The sequence below is a fragment of the Amycolatopsis sp. NPDC006125 genome, assembly GCF_040614195.1.
GTDB lineage: Bacteria > Actinomycetota > Actinomycetes > Mycobacteriales > Pseudonocardiaceae > Amycolatopsis_E > Amycolatopsis_E tucumanensis.
This window is the reverse complement of sequence record NZ_JBEXTZ010000021.1, coordinates 58,282-75,370: the sequence shown is the minus strand read 5'-3', so window position 1 is coordinate 75,370 and position 17,089 is coordinate 58,282. Positions and strand designations below refer to the sequence as shown.

14 protein-coding genes are annotated in these 17,089 nt (G+C 70.3%); 6 read left to right on the top strand and 8 right to left on the bottom strand.

Annotated elements, in window-relative coordinates:
- Positions 1 to 66: 66 nt before the first annotated feature.
- Entirely contained in the window at positions 67 to 897 is an 831-nt protein-coding gene (gene ddaH, locus ABZ193_RS13585; RefSeq protein ID WP_235716088.1) for a dimethylargininase, read from the bottom strand.
- Between the two features lie 73 nt (positions 898 to 970).
- Here ddaH and ABZ193_RS13580 point away from each other — a divergent pair, with 73 nt between their 5' ends.
- The 4 genes from ABZ193_RS13580 (at position 971) to ABZ193_RS13565 (ending at position 5,301) form a co-directional block, all read left to right on the top strand.
- Positions 971 to 1,417, top strand: a complete 447-nt coding sequence (locus ABZ193_RS13580) for an Lrp/AsnC family transcriptional regulator (RefSeq protein ID WP_020417436.1) — start codon at positions 971 to 973, stop codon at positions 1,415 to 1,417.
- 8 nt (positions 1,418 to 1,425) lie between these two features.
- Positions 1,426 to 2,190 carry an enoyl-CoA hydratase gene (locus ABZ193_RS13575; RefSeq protein ID WP_237336211.1) on the top strand — a complete coding sequence of 255 codons (765 nt, stop codon included), beginning with the start codon at positions 1,426 to 1,428 and terminating at the stop codon, positions 2,188 to 2,190.
- A 148-nt stretch (positions 2,191 to 2,338) separates the two neighbouring features.
- A complete protein-coding gene (locus tag ABZ193_RS13570) occupies positions 2,339 to 4,240 on the top strand; it encodes a 2-oxoacid:acceptor oxidoreductase subunit alpha (protein ID WP_237336212.1) in 1,902 nt (633 codons plus the stop codon).
- A complete protein-coding gene (locus ABZ193_RS13565; RefSeq protein WP_237336213.1) occupies positions 4,237 to 5,301 on the top strand; it encodes a 2-oxoacid:ferredoxin oxidoreductase subunit beta in 1,065 nt (354 codons plus the stop codon). The genes ABZ193_RS13570 and ABZ193_RS13565 overlap by 4 nt, the downstream gene beginning before the upstream one ends.
- A gap of 51 nt (positions 5,302 to 5,352) precedes the next feature.
- Here ABZ193_RS13565 and ABZ193_RS13560 read toward each other — a convergent pair whose 3' ends face one another.
- Both ABZ193_RS13560 and ABZ193_RS13555 read right to left on the bottom strand, forming a co-directional pair.
- The gene (locus tag ABZ193_RS13560; protein WP_354710059.1) at positions 5,353 to 6,903 is read right to left on the bottom strand and encodes a hypothetical protein; all 1,551 of its coding nucleotides are present in this window, start codon (positions 6,901 to 6,903) and stop codon (positions 5,353 to 5,355) included.
- A 76-nt stretch (positions 6,904 to 6,979) separates the two neighbouring features.
- Positions 6,980 to 7,999, bottom strand: coding sequence for a polyprenyl synthetase family protein (locus ABZ193_RS13555; RefSeq protein WP_020417430.1), 1,020 nt, complete (start codon positions 7,997 to 7,999; stop codon positions 6,980 to 6,982).
- 220 nt (positions 8,000 to 8,219) lie between these two features.
- Here ABZ193_RS13555 and ABZ193_RS13550 point away from each other — a divergent pair, with 220 nt between their 5' ends.
- Positions 8,220 to 10,088 carry an MDR family MFS transporter gene (locus ABZ193_RS13550; protein WP_354710085.1) on the top strand — a complete coding sequence of 623 codons (1,869 nt, stop codon included), beginning with the start codon at positions 8,220 to 8,222 and terminating at the stop codon, positions 10,086 to 10,088.
- A gap of 151 nt (positions 10,089 to 10,239) precedes the next feature.
- A complete protein-coding gene (locus ABZ193_RS13545) occupies positions 10,240 to 10,443 on the top strand; it encodes a hypothetical protein (protein ID WP_354710057.1) in 204 nt (67 codons plus the stop codon).
- A gap of 61 nt (positions 10,444 to 10,504) precedes the next feature.
- On the opposite strand, the gene nuoN is transcribed toward ABZ193_RS13545, so the two are convergent.
- Genes nuoN through ABZ193_RS13520 form a run of 5 tightly spaced genes read right to left on the bottom strand, consistent with a single transcriptional unit; the run spans position 10,505 to position 16,615 of the window.
- A complete protein-coding gene (gene nuoN, locus ABZ193_RS13540) occupies positions 10,505 to 12,067 on the bottom strand; it encodes an NADH-quinone oxidoreductase subunit NuoN (RefSeq protein ID WP_020417427.1) in 1,563 nt (520 codons plus the stop codon).
- A 1-nt stretch (position 12,068) separates the two neighbouring features.
- On the bottom strand, positions 12,069 to 13,619 hold the full coding sequence (locus tag ABZ193_RS13535) for an NADH-quinone oxidoreductase subunit M (RefSeq protein ID WP_354710055.1): 1,551 nt from the start codon (positions 13,617 to 13,619) through the stop codon (positions 12,069 to 12,071).
- Positions 13,616 to 15,511, bottom strand: a complete 1,896-nt coding sequence (gene nuoL, locus ABZ193_RS13530; protein WP_191245418.1) for an NADH-quinone oxidoreductase subunit L — start codon at positions 15,509 to 15,511, stop codon at positions 13,616 to 13,618. Before nuoL ends, ABZ193_RS13535 begins: the two co-directional genes overlap by 4 nt.
- Before the next feature lie 10 nt (positions 15,512 to 15,521).
- The gene (gene nuoK / locus ABZ193_RS13525) at positions 15,522 to 15,821 is read right to left on the bottom strand and encodes an NADH-quinone oxidoreductase subunit NuoK (RefSeq protein WP_094003768.1); all 300 of its coding nucleotides are present in this window, start codon (positions 15,819 to 15,821) and stop codon (positions 15,522 to 15,524) included.
- The gene (locus ABZ193_RS13520; RefSeq protein WP_354710053.1) at positions 15,818 to 16,615 is read right to left on the bottom strand and encodes an NADH-quinone oxidoreductase subunit J; all 798 of its coding nucleotides are present in this window, start codon (positions 16,613 to 16,615) and stop codon (positions 15,818 to 15,820) included. Before ABZ193_RS13520 ends, nuoK begins: the two co-directional genes overlap by 4 nt.
- Between the last annotated feature and the right edge of the window lie 474 nt (positions 16,616 to 17,089).

Genomic DNA, 17,089 nt, shown 5'->3' with positions numbered 1-17,089 from the left:
CGAGAAGGACCTGTTACAGACACCGCGGCCGGTTCCGCCCACCGATCTCGAAATGAGACACGGGAACTACTTGCGGATCTCCAGCGTGCAGCACTTCGGACCGCCGCCCGCCTTGCGCAGTTCGGAGATGTCGACGAGCACCGGTTCGTAGCCGCGCACCACGAGCCGCTCGGCGAGGTCCGTGGCTTCCAGCGGCAGCACGACGTTGCGCCCGTCGGAGACGCCGTTGAGACCGAAGCACTCCGCGTCCGCCGCGGTGGCGAGCACGGCGTCCGGGAACAGGCGCGCCAGGACGCGGCGCGAGCCGGCCGAGAACGCCTCCGGGTAGTAGGCGATGTGGGCCGGCGTCGTGTCCGTGGCCTCGCTCAGCACGAACAACGCGGTGTCGAGGTGGTAGTAGCGCGGGTCGGTCAGCCGCAGGGACAACACCGGCACCCCGAGCACCTCCTGCGCTTCGGCGTGCGCGGCGGGGTCGGTGCGGAACCCGGTGCCGGCGAGCAGCATCCGCCCGGTCCACGCGAAGTCGCCCTCGGCCTCGTTGACGTAGGACGGCATGACGACGTCGCGGTAGCCGTGCTCGGTGAACCAGCGGCGGAAGTGCTCGGCCTCGGCGGCGCGCTGCGGGGCGCGGAAGCGGGCGCCGAGCACCCGGCCGTCGATCACGGTCCCGGAGTTCGCGGCGAAGACCATGTCCGGCAGCCCCGGCTGCGGCTCGATCTCCTCGACGGTGTGGCCGAGGCGGCGGTAGGTGTCCCGCAGCTCGCGCCACTGCGTCATCGCCCGCTCGGCGCTGACCGGTCGCGTCGGGTCCATCCAGGGGTTGATCGCGTAGTCGACGGCGAAGAACCGGGGCGGGCACATGAGGTACCGGCGGGTGGTCGGAACCCGAGTCGTCATGAGATCACGGTATGTCTCGATTCAGGGACAATCAATCGCTGTTTCTTGCTCATCCACCTGCTAAACATTGCGTGTGAACTCGCTCGACCAGCAGATCGTTTCGTGCCTCGTGACGAACGCGCGCGCCAGCTACGCCGAGATCGGGAAGGTCGTCGGGCTGTCCGCGCCGGCGGTCAAACGCCGCGTGGACCGGCTGCTGGAAACCGGGGTGCTGCGCGGCTTCACCGCGGTCGTCGACCCGGAGGCGCTGGGCCGGGGCACCGAGGCGTTCGTCGAGGTGCACTGCCGCGGCAACATCTCCCCGGCTCGCATCCGCGCGCGGCTGGAACCGCTGCCCGAGGTCGTCGCCGCCTACACGGTGACCGGTGCGGCGGACGCCATCGTGCACCTGCGCGCCGCCGACATCCACCAGCTCGAAACGGCACTGGAGCGGCTGCGCGGGCTGGAGATCGTCGACCGCACGGTGTCCACCGTCGTGCTGTCCCGGCTCCTTGAGCGCCCGCCCAACCCCGCGACATGATGGCGGGCATGACCGAACGCATCGTGACCGAGCGGCGCGGCAGGGTCGCGGTGATCACCGTCGACGCCCCGCAGCGGCGGAACTCGCTGACCCTGGCGCTTTCCACCGACCTCGCCCAGGCCGTGGCCGAAGCCGAGCAGGACCAGGGCGTGCACGCGCTGGTCGTCACCGGCACCCCGCCCGCGTTCTGCGCCGGAGCCGACCTCACGACGCTGGGCAGTGCGCAGGAGGAGGGCCTGCGCGCGGTGTACGAGGGCTTCCTCGCGGTGGCGCGGTCGCCATTGCCGACGATCGCGGCGGTCGGCGGCGCGGCCGTCGGCGCCGGGCTGAACCTCGCGCTGGCCGCGGACGTCCGCCTCGCCGGCCCGCGCGCGAAGTTCATCCCGCGGTTCCTCGAACTCGGCCTGCACCCCGGCGGCGGTTTCACCTGGATGTTGCAGCGCGCGGTGGGTATCCAGCGGGCACGGGCGATGACCTTGTTCGGCCAGTCCCTCGACGCCGCGGCGGCGGAGGCGGCCGGGCTGGTGTTGCGCACCGTGGACGGCGACCACGACGACCTGCTGGAGGCGGCATTGGAACTGGCGGAACCGGCGGCGAACGCACCGCGCGAGGTCGTGCTCGCGACCAAGCTGTCGATGCGGCAAACCTCGACCATGGCCGAGCATTCCCGCGCAGTGGACACCGAGATCGAGCCGCAGCTGAAGTCCCTGAATTCCCCCGACTTCGCAGAACGGCTCGCTTCGATGCAGGCCACGATCACCACGCGGAAGTAGACGCTACCGTAAGTTACAGGTAACCGGTATCACACCGCCGATTCTCGTCACAGAACGACAAGTAAGGTGGAGGTATCGGCGGAAGTGTGCCCACCGGCCACGTGTCGACGAGGACGCAGCCTGTCGGGAGAGAGGGATTCTCTGACCCATGAGCACGAGCACGAACGGCAACGGTGTGCTGTCGGCGAGCCGGCCCACTGAAGTCGCCAAGCTGGACCGCGTGGTCATCCGGTTCGCGGGTGACTCCGGCGACGGTATGCAGCTCACCGGCGACCGCTTCACCTCGGAGGCCGCGGCCTTCGGCAACGACCTGGCCACCCTGCCGAACTTCCCCGCCGAGATCCGGGCGCCACAGGGCACCATCCCGGGCGTCTCGTCGTTCCAGGTGCACTTCGCCGACTACGACATCCTGACCCCCGGCGACCGGCCGGACGTCCTCGTCGTGATGAACCCCGCCGCGCTCAAGGCGAACCTGCGTGACGTGCCCAATGGCGGCACGATCATCGTCAACACCGATGAGTTCACCAAGCGCAACCTGACCAAGGTCGGCTACGACAGCGACCCGCTGGAGGACGACACGCTGTCGGCGTTCCAGGTGCACCGGGTCGCCATGTCGACCCTGACCCAGGGCGCGCTGGAGGGCACGGGCCTCGGCAAGAAGGACGCCGAGCGGTGCAAGAACATGTTCGCGCTCGGGCTGCTGTCGTGGATGTACCACCGGCCGACCGAGGGCACCGAGGCGTTCCTGCGCGAGAAGTTCGCCAAGAAGCCGGACATCGCCGAGGCCAACATCCTGGCCTTCCGCGCGGGCTGGAACTACGGCGAGACCACCGAATCGTTCGCCACCACCTACGAGGTGGCGCCGGCGAAGCTGGACAAGGGCACCTACCGGCAGATCACCGGCAACACGGCACTGGCGTACGGCATCGTGGCCGCCGGGCAGCGCGCCGGGCTGCCGGTCCTGCTGGGCACGTACCCGATCACGCCGGCGTCGGACATCCTGCACGAGCTGTCCCGGCACAAGAACTTCGGCGTGCTGACCTTCCAGGCCGAGGACGAGATCGCCGGCATCGGCGCCGCGCTGGGCGCCTCCTACGGCGGCGCGCTCGGCGTGACCTCGACGTCCGGGCCGGGGGTGGCGCTGAAGTCGGAGACCATCGGCCTCGGCGTGATGCTGGAGCTGCCGCTGGTCGTGATCGACGTGCAGCGCGGCGGCCCGTCGACCGGTCTGCCGACCAAGACCGAGCAGGCCGACCTGCTGCAGGCGATGTTCGGCCGCAACAGCGAATCGCCGCTGCCGGTCATCGCGCCGCAGTCCCCCGGCGACTGCTTCGCGGCGGCCATCGAGGCGGTGCGGATCGCGTTGAAGTACCGGACGCCGGTGATGATCCTGTCCGACGGCGCGAACGCCAACGGCTCGGAGCCGTGGCTGATCCCGAACGTCGAGGACCTGCCTGACCTGTCGGTGGAGTTCGCCTCGGAGCCGAACGCGGCCGACGGGTCCGGCGAGTTCTGGCCGTACGTGCGCGACCCGGAGACGCTGGCCCGCGCGTGGGCCGTGCCCGGCACGCCGGGTCTGGAGCACCGCATCGGTGGTCTGGAGAAGCAGGACGGCAAGGGCAACATCTCCTACGACCCGGACAACCACGACCACATGGTCCGGCTGCGGCAGGCCAAGATCGACGGCGTCGACGTGCCGGACCTGGAGGTCGACGACCCGTCCGGCGAGGCGCGGGTGCTGGCGCTGGGCTGGGGTTCGACGTTCGGCCCGATCGGCGCCGCGGCCCGCCGCGTGCGCAAGCAGGGCATGCCAATCGCACAGGCGCACCTGCGGCACCTGAACCCGTTCCCGAAGAACCTGGGCGAGGTCCTGGCCCGGTACGACAAGGTCGTGGTGCCGGAGATGAACCTGGGGCAGCTCGCCCTGCTGCTGCGCGCCAAGTACCTCGTGGACGTGCACTCCTACACGAAGGTCGCCGGCCTGCCGTTCAAGGCCGAGGAACTCCAGCACGTCTTCACCGACATCATCGAAGGAGCGCTGACCCGATGACCGCCACCGACTTGGGCCTGCCCACCGTGGGCGGTCTGGACCTGGTGCCGACCACGGACGAGACCCAGAAGGCGAAGGACTTCAAGTCCGACCAGGAAGTGCGCTGGTGCCCGGGCTGCGGGGACTACGTCGTGCTCAACACGGTGCAGTCGTTCCTGCCCACGCTCGGGTTGAAGCGCGAGAACATCGTGTTCGTCTCCGGCATCGGCTGCTCGTCGCGGTTCCCGTACTACCTCAACACCTACGGGATGCACTCGATCCACGGCCGCGCGCCGGCGATCGCGACCGGTCTGGCGACCACGCGGCCGGACCTGTCGGTGTGGGTGGTCACCGGCGACGGCGACGCGCTGTCCATCGGCGGCAACCACCTGATCCACGCGTTGCGCCGCAACGTCAACATCAAGATCCTGCTGTTCAACAACCGGATCTACGGCCTGACGAAGGGCCAGTACTCGCCGACCTCGGACCCGGGCACGATCACCAAGTCGACCCCGATGGGCTCGGTGGACACGCCGTTCAACCCGATCTCGCTGGCGCTGGGCGCGGAGGCCTCCTTCGTCGGCCGGGCGCTGGACTCCGACAAGAAGGGCCTGACCGAGGTGCTCACCGCGGCGGCCCAGCACCGCGGCTCGGCGCTGGTGGAGATCTACCAGAACTGCCCGATCTTCAACGACGGCGCGTTCGACGTGCTCAAGGACAAGGACGAGGCCGCGCACCGGATCATCCCGTTGCGGGCCGGCGAGCCGATCCGCTTCGGCCCGGAGGGCGAGTACGGCGTGGTGCCGAACCGCTGGGGCGGCTTCGAGATCGCCAAGGTGGCGGAGGTCGGCGAGTCCGAGCTGATCGTCCACGACCCGGCGATCGAGGACACCGCGTACGCGTTCGGGTTGTCGCGGATCGGCGACCAGCACCTCAACCACACGCCGACGGGCATCTTCCGCCAGGTTTCCCGTCCCACGTACGACGACCAGGCTCGCGCCCAGGTCGAGCAGGCCCGCTCCGCGAAGCCGGCCGACCTGCAGGCGCTGCTGACCGGCAAGGACACGTGGACGGTCGACTGACCGCACGAAGAAGCCCCGCACGAATCGTTCGTGCGGGGCTTCTTTGTTGGTTCAGAGCGGCCGGAATCCGACCCGCTCGGCGTCGTCGGCGGTGCGGAACCACACCTCGGCGATCATGCGGTCGTACTGCGGCGAGTCCTCGGTGCAGTAGCGCAGCGCGGTGACGCTGGCCTTGACCGTGAACTCCTCGGACGGCTTCCCACCGCCGGGCCGCGGCATCGCCGAGCCGGGGCCGAACGGGCCCGGCGGCACCGAACCGTCCGCGCGCGTGCGCGGGGTCGGCTCGAACAGGGAGCCGCTGCGGCCGCCCTCCTCGGGCCGGGGCTCGCGCCGCTCGACGGTCCGCATGGACGGCTGGACCGGCTTCGGCGGGTCGAAGGCGTGCGCCGACCGCCGCGGCTGCCGCTTGGGCAGGACCTGGGTGGTCTCGGTGGCCGTCTCCTCGGCCGGGGGCTGCGGCTGGTCCTCGAACGCGTAGGCCGGCGGCTCGGGCTCCGGCGCGGCGAACGGCGTGAAGGCCGACTCCTCCGCGCGCGCCGGTTCGGGCGCGTGGTCGGGGTCGAACAGCGACCCGCGCTCCGGCTCCGGAGCCCGCTCCCGCCCGAACAGCGCCCCGCGCTCCTCACCCCGGACCGCCTGGCGCTCCTCACCCCGAAGGGCCGGATCCGGCTGGAACAACGTGGTCGCCTCCGCGGGCGACTCGTCCCGCTGGAACAACGACCCGGCAGGCCGCTCCTGCTCGAACGCGGCCTGCCCAGCCTGGTCCTGCCCGAACGCGGCCTGCCCAGCCTGGTCCTGCTCGAACAGCGACCCCCGGCCGGCAGGCGGCTCCTCTTGCCCATGGCGCGGCTTCCGCCCAGCCCCGGCGTCATCCTGTGCAGCAACCTGGCCGCCCTGCCCGTGGCGCGGCTCCCGCTCGGCCCCGGCCTGGTCCTGCTCAGCCACATACCCAGCGGCGTCGGCCTGCCCATGGCGCGACTCCTGCTCGTACCCGGCCTCGGCCGGCTCGAACAGCGCGCCCCGCTCAGCCTCTTCGCGCCCGTAGGCAGCATCGCCCTGCCCGTGGCGCGACTCCCGCTCGTACCCGGCCTCGGCCGGCTCGAACAGCGCGCCGCGCTCAGCCTCTTCGCGCCCGTACCCCGCGACCTGCTCCCGGCCGAGCCCCGCGTCGCCCACGTGCAGCGCGCCCCGCTCGGCGGCGTCGTCCCGCTCGCGGCCGAACGCGTCGAAGACCGTCGTCGCCTCGGCCTGCGGCTCCTCCGGCTCGAACAGCGAGTCGTCGTCGATCTCGGAGCCCGGCTGGTACCCGGGTGACCGTCCGGCGAGGCTGTCGCGCTCCAGCCAGGACGGCGTGGCGTGCTGCTCCTCCGCCTCGGGCGTCTCCGCGGCGATCGGTTCCTTCCGCGCGACCGGCGCGGACACCGGGTCCCGCTCGATCGTGCGGGTCGGCTGCGCGGCGGGCGCGCTCTGCGCGGCGAGGAGTCTGCGCTCCAGGTGCCGGCTTCTCGCCTGAGCGGGCCGGGCCAGGAACAACCAGGTCAGCAGCACCCCGACCACGAATGCCGCCGCGCTCCACAGCCAGACCTGTCCGAAAATGGACATCCGTGCTGCCCTTCCTTTCCTACCGCGCGGTTACCACTCACAGTGACGCCGCAGCGGCTCACGCATGACGCGCGATCTACCTGGTCCGCGCGACGAGGTAGTCCGCGACGGACTCGCACGCGTCCCTCGCGGGCCCGGCCGGCAGGGGGGCCAGCTCCGTCCTCGCCCGCTGAGCGTAGTCCGACAGGGTGACCATGGCGCGGTCCAGCCCGGTGGACGCCCGCAGCAGGGTCAGGGCCTCCTCGACCAGCTCGTCGTCGGTGATCGGGCCCGCCAGCAGCTCGACCAGCCGCGGGTCGGTGTCCGGGTCGGCCAGCGCGTACAGCATCGGCAGCGTGCGCACGCCTTCCCGCAGGTCGGTGCCCGGCGTCTTGCCGGACTCGTGCGACGGCGAGGCGATGTCGATGATGTCGTCGGAGATCTGGAACGCGGTGCCGATGATCTCGCCGAACCGCTGCATCGCCCGGATCGCGTCCGGCTTGGCGCCGGAGACCATCGCGCCGAACCGGCCTGAGGTGGCGATCAGCGAGCCGGTCTTCTGCGCGATGACGGTGAGGTAGTGGTCGACCGGGTCCTCACCCTCGCCCGGCCCGACGGTCTCCCGCATCTGACCGGTGACCAGTTCGCTGAACGTCTCGGCGAGGATGCGGGCGGCGTCGGTGCCCAGGTCGGACACCAGCCGGGAGGCGTGCGCGAACAGGAAGTCGCCGGTGAGGATCGCGATGCTGTTGGTCCAGCGGGCGTTGACGCTGGGCGCGCCGCGCCGCATCGTCGCCTCGTCCATCACGTCGTCGTGGTACAGCGTGGCCAGGTGGACCAGCTCGACGGCCGCCGCGGCGATCACGACGTCGGAGTGGTTGCCCTCGCCGAACTCACCCGCCAGCAGGGTCATCAGCGGGCGAAAACGTTTGCCACCCGCCTCGACCAGGTGCGACGCGGCGTCGTGGACGGCCTGCACCTCGCTGCGCGCGGTGTCGCGCAGCAGCTTCTCGACGTCGTCCAGTCCAGCGGCCAGCGTGCGCAGCAGCTGCTCGTCGGCGATCCGCAGGCCCACGCTCCCGCGCAGCTCCTCGATCGTGCTACCCCGGTGCCGCACTGACACGTTGTCCGCCCTCTCCGCACTTCACTGACCGGTCCTCACCAGCGTAATGGCTGCACCCGGGGTGTTCGTGGGCCCTCTGCGAACCACCCTGGTGATGCGCGTGACAACGGGTGCCCACACCATCGGGTGAGCTGCCCCGCAGGCCCTTCTGACCAGCACTAACGTTCGCGAGGTGACCAGCAGGAGGGCGCAGAACACCATCGTCGCGGCGATCATGCTCGGGATGCTGCTTGCGGCGCTGGACCAGACGATCGTGTCCACCGCCCTGCCCACCATCGTGGCGGACCTCGGCGGCGCGAACCACCTGTCGTGGGTGGTCACGTCGTACCTGCTCGCCGAGACGATCATGACGGTGCTGATCGGCAAGTTCGGCGACCTGTACGGGCGCAAGCGGGCGTTCCTGGCCAGCGTGGTCCTGTTCCTCGCCGGGTCGTTCCTGTGCGGGTGGGCCGACTCGATGGCCATGCTCGTCGCGTTCCGCGCGCTCCAGGGCCTCGGCGCGGGCGGGTTGATGGTGACCTCGGCCGCGGTCATCGCCGACGTCGTGCCGCTGCGCGAACGCGGCAAGTACCAGGGCGCGATCGGTGCGGTGTTCGGCGTCTCGACGGTGGCCGGTCCGCTGCTCGGCGGCCTGTTCGTGGACCACCTGAGCTGGCGGTGGGCGTTCTACGTGAACGTGCCGCTCGGGGTGCTGGTGGTCCTCGTGGCGGTGTTCGCGCTGCCCACGGTCAAGGCGGCGGTTAAACCCCGCATCGACTACCTCGGCATCGTCCTCATCGCGCTCGCCTCGACCGGGCTGACCCTGGTGACCAGCTGGGGCGGCACCGAGTACCCCTGGGCGTCGCCGGTGATCATCACGATGGCCGTCGGCTCGGTCGTGCTGCTGGTGGCGTTCGTGCTGGTCGAGCTGCGGGCCGCGGAGCCGATGCTGCCGATGCGGCTGTTCCGCGGCCGGGTGTTCTCGGTGGCGGGCATCCTGAGCTTCGTCGTCGGGTTCGCGATGCTCGGCGGCATCACCTACCTGCCGACGTACCTGCAGCGCGTGCAGGGCGCGAGCGCGACCGAGTCCGGGCTGCGCATGCTGCCGCTGGTGGTCGGGATCATGATCACCTCGCTGGTCAGCGGCATGGTGATCAGCCGCACCGGGCGGTACCGGGCCTTCCCGATCGCCGGTTCGCTCGTGCTGGCGCTGGGCCTGTACCTGCTGTCGCACCTGGATGCCACCACGAGCTTCTGGGTCACCTCGGCGTACATGGTCGTGCTGGGCCTCGGGCTCGGCTGCACCATGCAGGTGCCCACGATCGTCGTGCAGAACACCGCGGACTACGCCGACCTCGGGGTGGCGACGTCCGGCGTGAGTTTCCTGCGCACACTGGGGAGTTCCTTCGGGGTCGCGGTGTTCGGCTCCATCTACGCGAACAACCTGCCACCGCAGCCGTCCACGGAGTCCTATGTGGACGCCATCGGGACGATGTTCCTGATCGCCTCGCCGATCGGGTTGCTCGCGCTGGTGGTCGCGTTGTTCCTCAAGGAGGTTCCGCTGCGGGACACGTCGAAGGCGCTGGCGTCGGGCAACAGCGGGGTCGGCGAGGGCTTCGCGGTGCCGGGCTCCGGGGATTCGCGGCAGGAGCTGGAGAAGGTCGTGGCGACGGTGTGGTCGAAGCAGAAGACCGATCCGGGGCCGGAGATCCTGGCCCGCTCCGGCGTGCCGCTGAGCTACGCGCAGGCGTGGCTGATCGCGCAGATCTACCGCAACAGCGTCGACGACGGCGACGCCACCCTGCAGGAAATCGCCGTGCAGACAGGTGTTCCGGCGGGCATCTTCGAACCCACCGCGCGGCAGCTGGTGGCGGCCGGGCAGCTCGCCGAGGCCGACGGGCACTTCACGTTCACCGGGCACGGCAGCGACACGTTCGCCCGGCTGGTCGGCGCGTGGCGGTTGTGGGTGCTGGACAACGTGACGGGCTCGGAGGCCGCGGCGGGCCGGGATTTCACGGCCTGCGTGGACGAGATCGCGACGCAGCTGATCAGCAACAGCCGCGCGCTGACACCGCCGGACAGGCACGCGACGCCGGTCGGCTAGCACACCCGACCGACAAAAACGGCGCCACACCGGCGAAACGGCGCGACTTGTCCACATCGCCCTCAGCCATCCACAGAATCCCGTTCTGTTTCCCACTCCGCCGCCACACCGGGCATGCTCGAGACATCCCTCCCGAAAGGAGCCTCGAGAAATGACCGAGCAGACCCTCCCCGGCCGCCGCACCCGCAACCAGGCCCTCCGGCCCGTCATGGGCGAGGCGCGCGAGCGCGGGCTCGCCCAGCGGCACCTGCGCAAGCTGATGCGGCTGGCGCGCGAGCAGCCCTGCCGGTGCGGCGACGTGCACCGGCACGCGTGTGCCTATCCCGACGTGGTGCGCGCGCTCGATCCGACCTGACCCCGCACGCGGAAGTGCCCCCCGCCCTGGCGGGCGGAGGGCACTTCCGGTGGCGCGGTCGTCAGAAGGCGAAGGCGCCCGCTCCTGCCCAGTCGAGGGCGAAGGCGGGGGCGACGCCGAGCAGCAGGGTGATGATCACGCCGAGCGTGATCGCCGCCGTGGTGAACGCGCCCGGCACCGTCACGGTCGGGCCCTCGGGAGCCGGCTTGGAGAAGTACATCAGCACGACCACCCGCAGGTAGAAGAACGCCGCGACGGCGCTGAACACCAGCGCGATCACCACCAGCGGCGCCATGCCGTCCCGCAGCGCCGCCGAGAACACGACGAACTTGCCGACGAACCCGCTGGTGAGCGGGATCCCGGCCAGAGCGAGCAGGAGGAAGGTGAACACCCCGGCCAGCACGGGCGACCGCTTGGCCAGGCCGGCCCACGCCGACAGGTGCGTGGCCTCGCCCTTGGCGTCACGCACGAGCGAGACCACGCCGAACGCGGCGAGCGTCGTGAAGCCATAGGCCAGCAGGTAGAACAGGGTCCCGGACAGGCCCTGATCGGTCATCGCGAGCGTGCCGACGAGCAGGAAGCCGGCGTGCGCGACGGACGAGTAGGCGATCATGCGCTTGACGTCGGTCTGGGTCAGGCCGAGCACGGCGCCGATCGCCATGGAGATGATCGCGACGGCCCACAGCACGCCGCGCCACTCCCAGCTGGTCGACTCGAACCCGACGGTCAGCACCCGCAGGATGCCGCCGAACGCGGCGACCTTGGTGCAGGCCGCCATGAACCCGGTGACTGGGGTCGGCGCGCCCTGGTAGACGTCCGGCGTCCAGGTGTGGAACGGGCCGACCGAACCCTTGAACAGCAACCCGACCACGAGGAGACCCATGCCCGCGAACAACAGCATGTCCGACCGGTCCGAGCCGGCCGCGGCGCCCGCGATGTCGGCCAGCTTGACCGAGCCCGCGTAGCCGTAGAGCAGCGCCAGACCGTAGAGGAAGAACGCCGACGAGAAGGCCCCGAGGAGGAAGTACTTGACCGCCGCCTCTTGCGACAGCAGGCGCCGGCGCCGGGCCAGGCCGCACATCAGGTACAGCGGCAGGCTCAGCACCTCGAGCGCGATGAACATGGTGAGCAGGTCGTTGGCCGCGCAGAACGTCATCATCCCGCCCAGCGCGAACAACGCCAGCGGGAAGACCTCGGTCTGCATGCCCGTCGAGCCGACCTGGGCCCGGTCCTGCACGGTGCCCGGCCGGATCGCGGCCTGCGCGACGAAGGCGCCACCCGGCTCGACCGAGCGGTCCGCGATCAGCAGGATCGCGGGCAGCGCGAGAGCGAGGAGCGTGCCCCACAGGAACAGGGCGGGCTTGTCCACCGACACGGCGCCGCTGAGGGTGGTCAGGCCCTTGACCGGCGAACCGCTGACGTACACGGCCAGCGCGACACCGGCGGCGGCCAGACCGGTCAGGCTGAGCAGCACCTGCGACGGCCACCGCATGTGCCGGGGCAGGAACGCCTCGAACAACACGCTGACGCACGCCGCGCCGAGCACGATCAGCACCGGCAGGATCGCGTCGTACGCGATCTCCGGGGCGGAGATTTGCCCTTGCTGGGCCAGAATCCCGAGCATTTCACTGGCCTCCGTTGAGTGCGGAAAGCGTCGCGTCGACCGACGGGGTCACCGTGTCCAGCACGGGTTGGGGGTAGAAGCCGAGCCCGATGATCAGCACCACCATGGGCACCAGGATCGCCAGCTCCCGGCCGCCCAGGTCCCGGATCGTCTTGCGGGCGCCCAGCTCGGGGGCGATCGCGGTGCCCGGGCCGCCCCCGGCGCCGACCAGCGCGGTCCCCCGCACCGGGCCGGTCATCAGGCGCTGGTACAGCCACAGCACGTAGGCCGCGGCGAGCACCATGCCGACGGTGGCGAGGATCGCGTACACCGGCTGGGTCTCGAAAGCGCCCAGCAGCACCAGGAACTCACTGACGAACGAGTTGGTACCCGGGAGCGACAAAGTGGACAGACCGGCGATGAGCAGCATCCCGCCGAGCAGCGGCGTCAGCTTGAACATGCCGCCGTAGTCGGAGATCCGCGTGGAGCCGCCGCGCGCGATCACCAGGCCCAGCACCACGATCAGCATGCCGGTCGCGAGGCTGTGGTTGAGCATGTAGGTCACCGCGCCGACCCCGGCCTGCTGGGTGAAGGCGAAGATGCCCAGCGCGATGAACCCGAAGTGCGCGATCGAGACGTAGGCGACGAACCGTTTCATGTCCTGTTGCCCGGCGGCGAGGATCGAGCCGTAGAGCACGCCGATCACCGCCAGCACCAGCACCAGCGGCGCCAGGTCCTTGCTGGCTTCCGGGAACATCGGCAGGCAGTAGCGCAGGAAACCGAACGTGCCGACCTTGTCCAGCACGCCGACCAGCAGCACGGCGACGCCGATGGGCGCCTCGCCGGCGGCGTCGGGCAGCCAGGTGTGGAACGGCACGAGCGGCGCCTTGATGGCGAACGCCAGGAAGAACCCGAGGAACAGCCAGATCTGGGTGCTCGCCGGCGCGTCCCGGACCACCGTGACCAGCGTCGCCCAGTCGAAGGTGCCGTTGCCCAGCTCGTCGGCGGCGAGCGAGTAGGCCCCGATCGCCGAGGCCAGCATGATCAGACCGCCGAGGAAGGAGTACAGGAAGAACTTGACCGCCGCGTACTGCCGGTTCGCGCCGCCGTAGCCGCCGATGAGGAAGTACATCGGGATCAGCATGATCTCGAACAGCACGTAGAACAGGAACACGTCGGTCGCGGCGAACACCGCGATGGTGATGGCCTCCTGCACCAGGATCAACGCGAGGAAACCACCCGCGCTGCGGTCCTGCGGCAGCTTGTCCGCCGTGCCCAGTGCGCCGATGACGATCGGCACCAGGAACGCGATCACGGCGATCATCACCAGCGCGATGCCGTCGATGCCGAAGGAGATGTGCACGCCGAAGCTCGGGATCCAGTCCATCGAGCTGGTGTGCTGCAGGCGGGCGCCGTTCGGTTCGTAGGTCGCCCACGTCGGGATGATCATCGCCAGCTCGACGAGGGCGAACGCCACCGCGGCGAGGGTGGCGAGCCGGTCGTTGCGGCGCAGCCCGGTGACGACGCACGCGCCGACCAGCGGCCAGAGGATGAGGGCCAGTACCCAGGTCATGAGAACCTCACCATCAGCAGTGCGGCGACGAGGACGAACGAGCCGGCCAGCATCGACAGGGCGTACGAGCGGACGAAGCCGGTCTGCAGTCTGCGCAATCGCCCGGATCCGCCACCGAGGGCGGCGGCCAGTCCGTTGACCGCGCCGTCGACGCCACGGCTGTCGAGGTAGACCGAGAACCGGGTGAGCCACATGCCCGGGGTCGCGACCAGTGCCTCGTTGACCGCGTTGCCGTACAGGTCCTTGCGGGCCGCCTTGACGACGGCGGAGACGTTCTCCGGCCGCTCGACCGGGGTGTCCCGGCGCCCGACGACGAGCCAGGCGAGCAGCACGCCGAGCGCGGACAGGGCGACCGTGATCCACGGGATCAGCGAGTGCGGGATCGCGGTGTGCTCGGCCTCGCCGAGCTCACCCAGCGCCGGGGCGAGCCACTCGGACAGGCGGTCGCCGAGGGCGAAGAACGCACCGGCGCCGAGCGAGCCGATGGCCAGCACGATCATCGGCGCGGTCATCACCGGCGGCGACTCGTGCGGGTGGAACTCCTTGCCCTCGGCGGTGCGCAGGTCCCGCCAGCGTTCCTTGCCGAAGAAGGTGAGCAGCATCAGGCGGGTCATGTAGAAGGCGGTCAGCGCGGCGCCGAGCATGGCGGCGAGGCCGAACACCCAGCCGCGCCAGCCCTCCTGGCCGAAGGCGGCCTCGATGATCGCGTCCTTGGAGAAGTAGCCCGACAGGAAGGGGAACCCGATGAGCGCCAGGTAGCCGAGCCCGAACGTGACGAACGTGATCGGCATGTGCCGGTACAGGCCGCCGAACTTGCGCATGTCGACCTCGTCGTTCATGCCGTGCATGACCGAACCGGCGCCGAGGAACAGCCCGGCCTTGAAGAAGCCGTGCGTGAGGAGGTGCATGATGCCGAGCGCGTAGCCGAACGGCCCGAGCCCGACGGCGAGCATCATGTAGCCGATCTGGCTGACCGTCGAGTACGCGAGCACCTTCTTGATGTCGTCGTAGGCGCAGCCGATGATGCACCCGATCAGCAGGGTTATCGCGCCGACAAGGGTGACGATCAGCCTGCCCGTCTCGGTCTCGTTGTAGATCGGGTTGGCGCGCGCCACCAGGTACACGCCGGCGGTGACCATGGTGGCCGCGTGGATGAGGGCCGACACCGGGGTGGGGCCTTCCATCGCGTCCGGGAGCCATGCCTGCAGCGGGAACTGGCCGGACTTACCGCACGCGCCGAGCAGCAGCAGGATCGCGATCGCGGTGATCACGGCGGGCGGGGCGTCGCCGATGCGGTCGAACACGCCCGCGTAGGTGACCGTGCCGAGGTACTTGAACATCAGGAAGATCGCGAGCGCGAGGCCGACGTCGCCGACGCGGTTCATCAGGAACGCCTTCTTCGCGGCGGTCGCCGCGGACGGGCGGTCCGAGTACCAGCCGATGAGCAGGTACGAGGCCAGGCCGACGCCCTCCCAGCCGAGGTAGAGCGTCACGAAGTTGTTGCCCAGCACCAGAACCAGCATGGAGGCCACGAAGAGGTTCAGGTACCCGAAGAATCGCCGCCGGTTGCGGTCCTCCGCCATGTAGCCGATCGAGTAGATGTGGATCAGCGCGCCCACACCGGTGATCAGCAGGATGAAGACGAGCGAGAGCGCGTCGATGCGGAGTCCGAAGTCGATCTGGAGGTCACCGACGCCGATCCAGGTGAACATCCTGGTGTCGGTCACGTGCCCGTCGCTGCCGAAGAACAGCACCAGGCCGTAGACGAACGACGCGATGACCGTCGCACACCCGAGGAGGTGACCCCAGCGGTCGGTGCGCCGTCCCCCGGCCAGCAGGACGAGCGCGCCGAGGGCCGGGAACGCGACCAGCAGCCACGATGATGCGATCACTCTCGAGCTCCTAGTACTTGAGCAGGTTGGTGTCGTCGACCGAGGCCGAGCGGCGGGTGCGGAAGATGGCCATGATGATCGCCAGGCCGACGACGACCTCGGCGGCGGCGACGACCATCACGAAGAACGCCATGACCTGGCCGTCGAGCCCGCCGTTGATGCGGGAGAAGGTGACCAGGGAGAGGTTCACGGCGTTGAGCATCAGCTCGATGCACATGAACACGACGATGGCGTTGCGCCGCACCAGCACGCCGACCGCGCCGATGGCGAACAGCAGGGCCGACAGCAGCAGGTAGTAGGTGGGGGTCATTCCTCGTCACCCTTCCCGACGAGCGCGTGGGCGTCGGGCTGCGGCTCGGTGCCCTCGACCTGCTTGCGCTCGGCTTCGAGCCGCGCCGTGGGCGTGGACTCGATGATGGTGGACAGCGACTCGGGCGCGACCGTGCCGTCGGGCAGGATCGCGGGGGTCGTGACCGAGTGGGACGTGGCGAACACGCCGGGCCCCGGCTTGGGCGAGATGCGTTCGTACTCGCCGCGGAACCGGGCTTCGACGAGTTCCTTCTGCGTGCGGCGGCCGCGTTTCTCGGTGAAGGCCAGCACCATCGCCCCGAGCGCGGCGGTGATCAGCAGCGCCGAGGTGAGCTCGAACGGGAACAGGTAGTCGGTGAAGATGAGGCGTCCGAGCCCGCCGGCGGTCCCGTCCGGCGCGGGAGCCGGGGTGACGTTGGCGAGCGCCCGGGTGAGCGCGGTGGCCATCAGACCGGCGATGCCGATGCCGAGGATGCCGCCCCACAGGCGCTGCCCGCGCAGCACCTCGACGACCGAGTCGGAACTCTCCCGCCCGACGAGCATCAGCACGAACAGGAACAGCATCATGATCGCGCCGGTGTAGACGATGATCTGGGTGAACCCGAGGAACGGCGCCTGCTGGACCATGTAGAGGATGCCCAGCGAGAACATCGTGAGGGCCAGGAAGAGCGCCGAGTGGACGGCGTTGCGGGCGAAGATCAGCCCGAGGGCGCCCAGCAGGGCGATCGGACCGAGGATCCAGAACGCGATGGCCTCCCCGGTGGACACCGCCCCGGCGGCCTGTGCCAGCACCATCACCGCACCTCCCCTCGACGAGCGCCGCCCGCCGGACGGAACCCGCGCGCAACGAACCCGGTAGCACCGGGCGCCAACGGGGCAGCGCCTCGCGCCACCGCACCCGCGGCCCCACCGAGCGCGGCCACCGAACCAACCCTGAAAGCTGCCAACGGTGCGGCACCTCGCGCCACTGCAACCGCAGCCCGACCGGCAGCCACCGAACCGAACCCAAAACCCGCCACCGGGGCAGCGCCTCGCGCTGCCGCAGCCGGAGCCCCACCGAGCGCGGCCGCGGGATCAATGCCGCGGGCCACCGCAGCCGGAGCCCCACCAAGCGCGATCGCGGGACCAGAGCAGCGGGCCACCGCAGCCGGAGCCCCACCAAGCGCGATCGCGGGACCAGAGCAGCGGGCCACCGCAGCCGGAGTCCCACCAAGCGCGATCGCGGGATCAGAGCAGCGGGCCGCCGCGGCCGGAGCCCCGCCGGGGGCG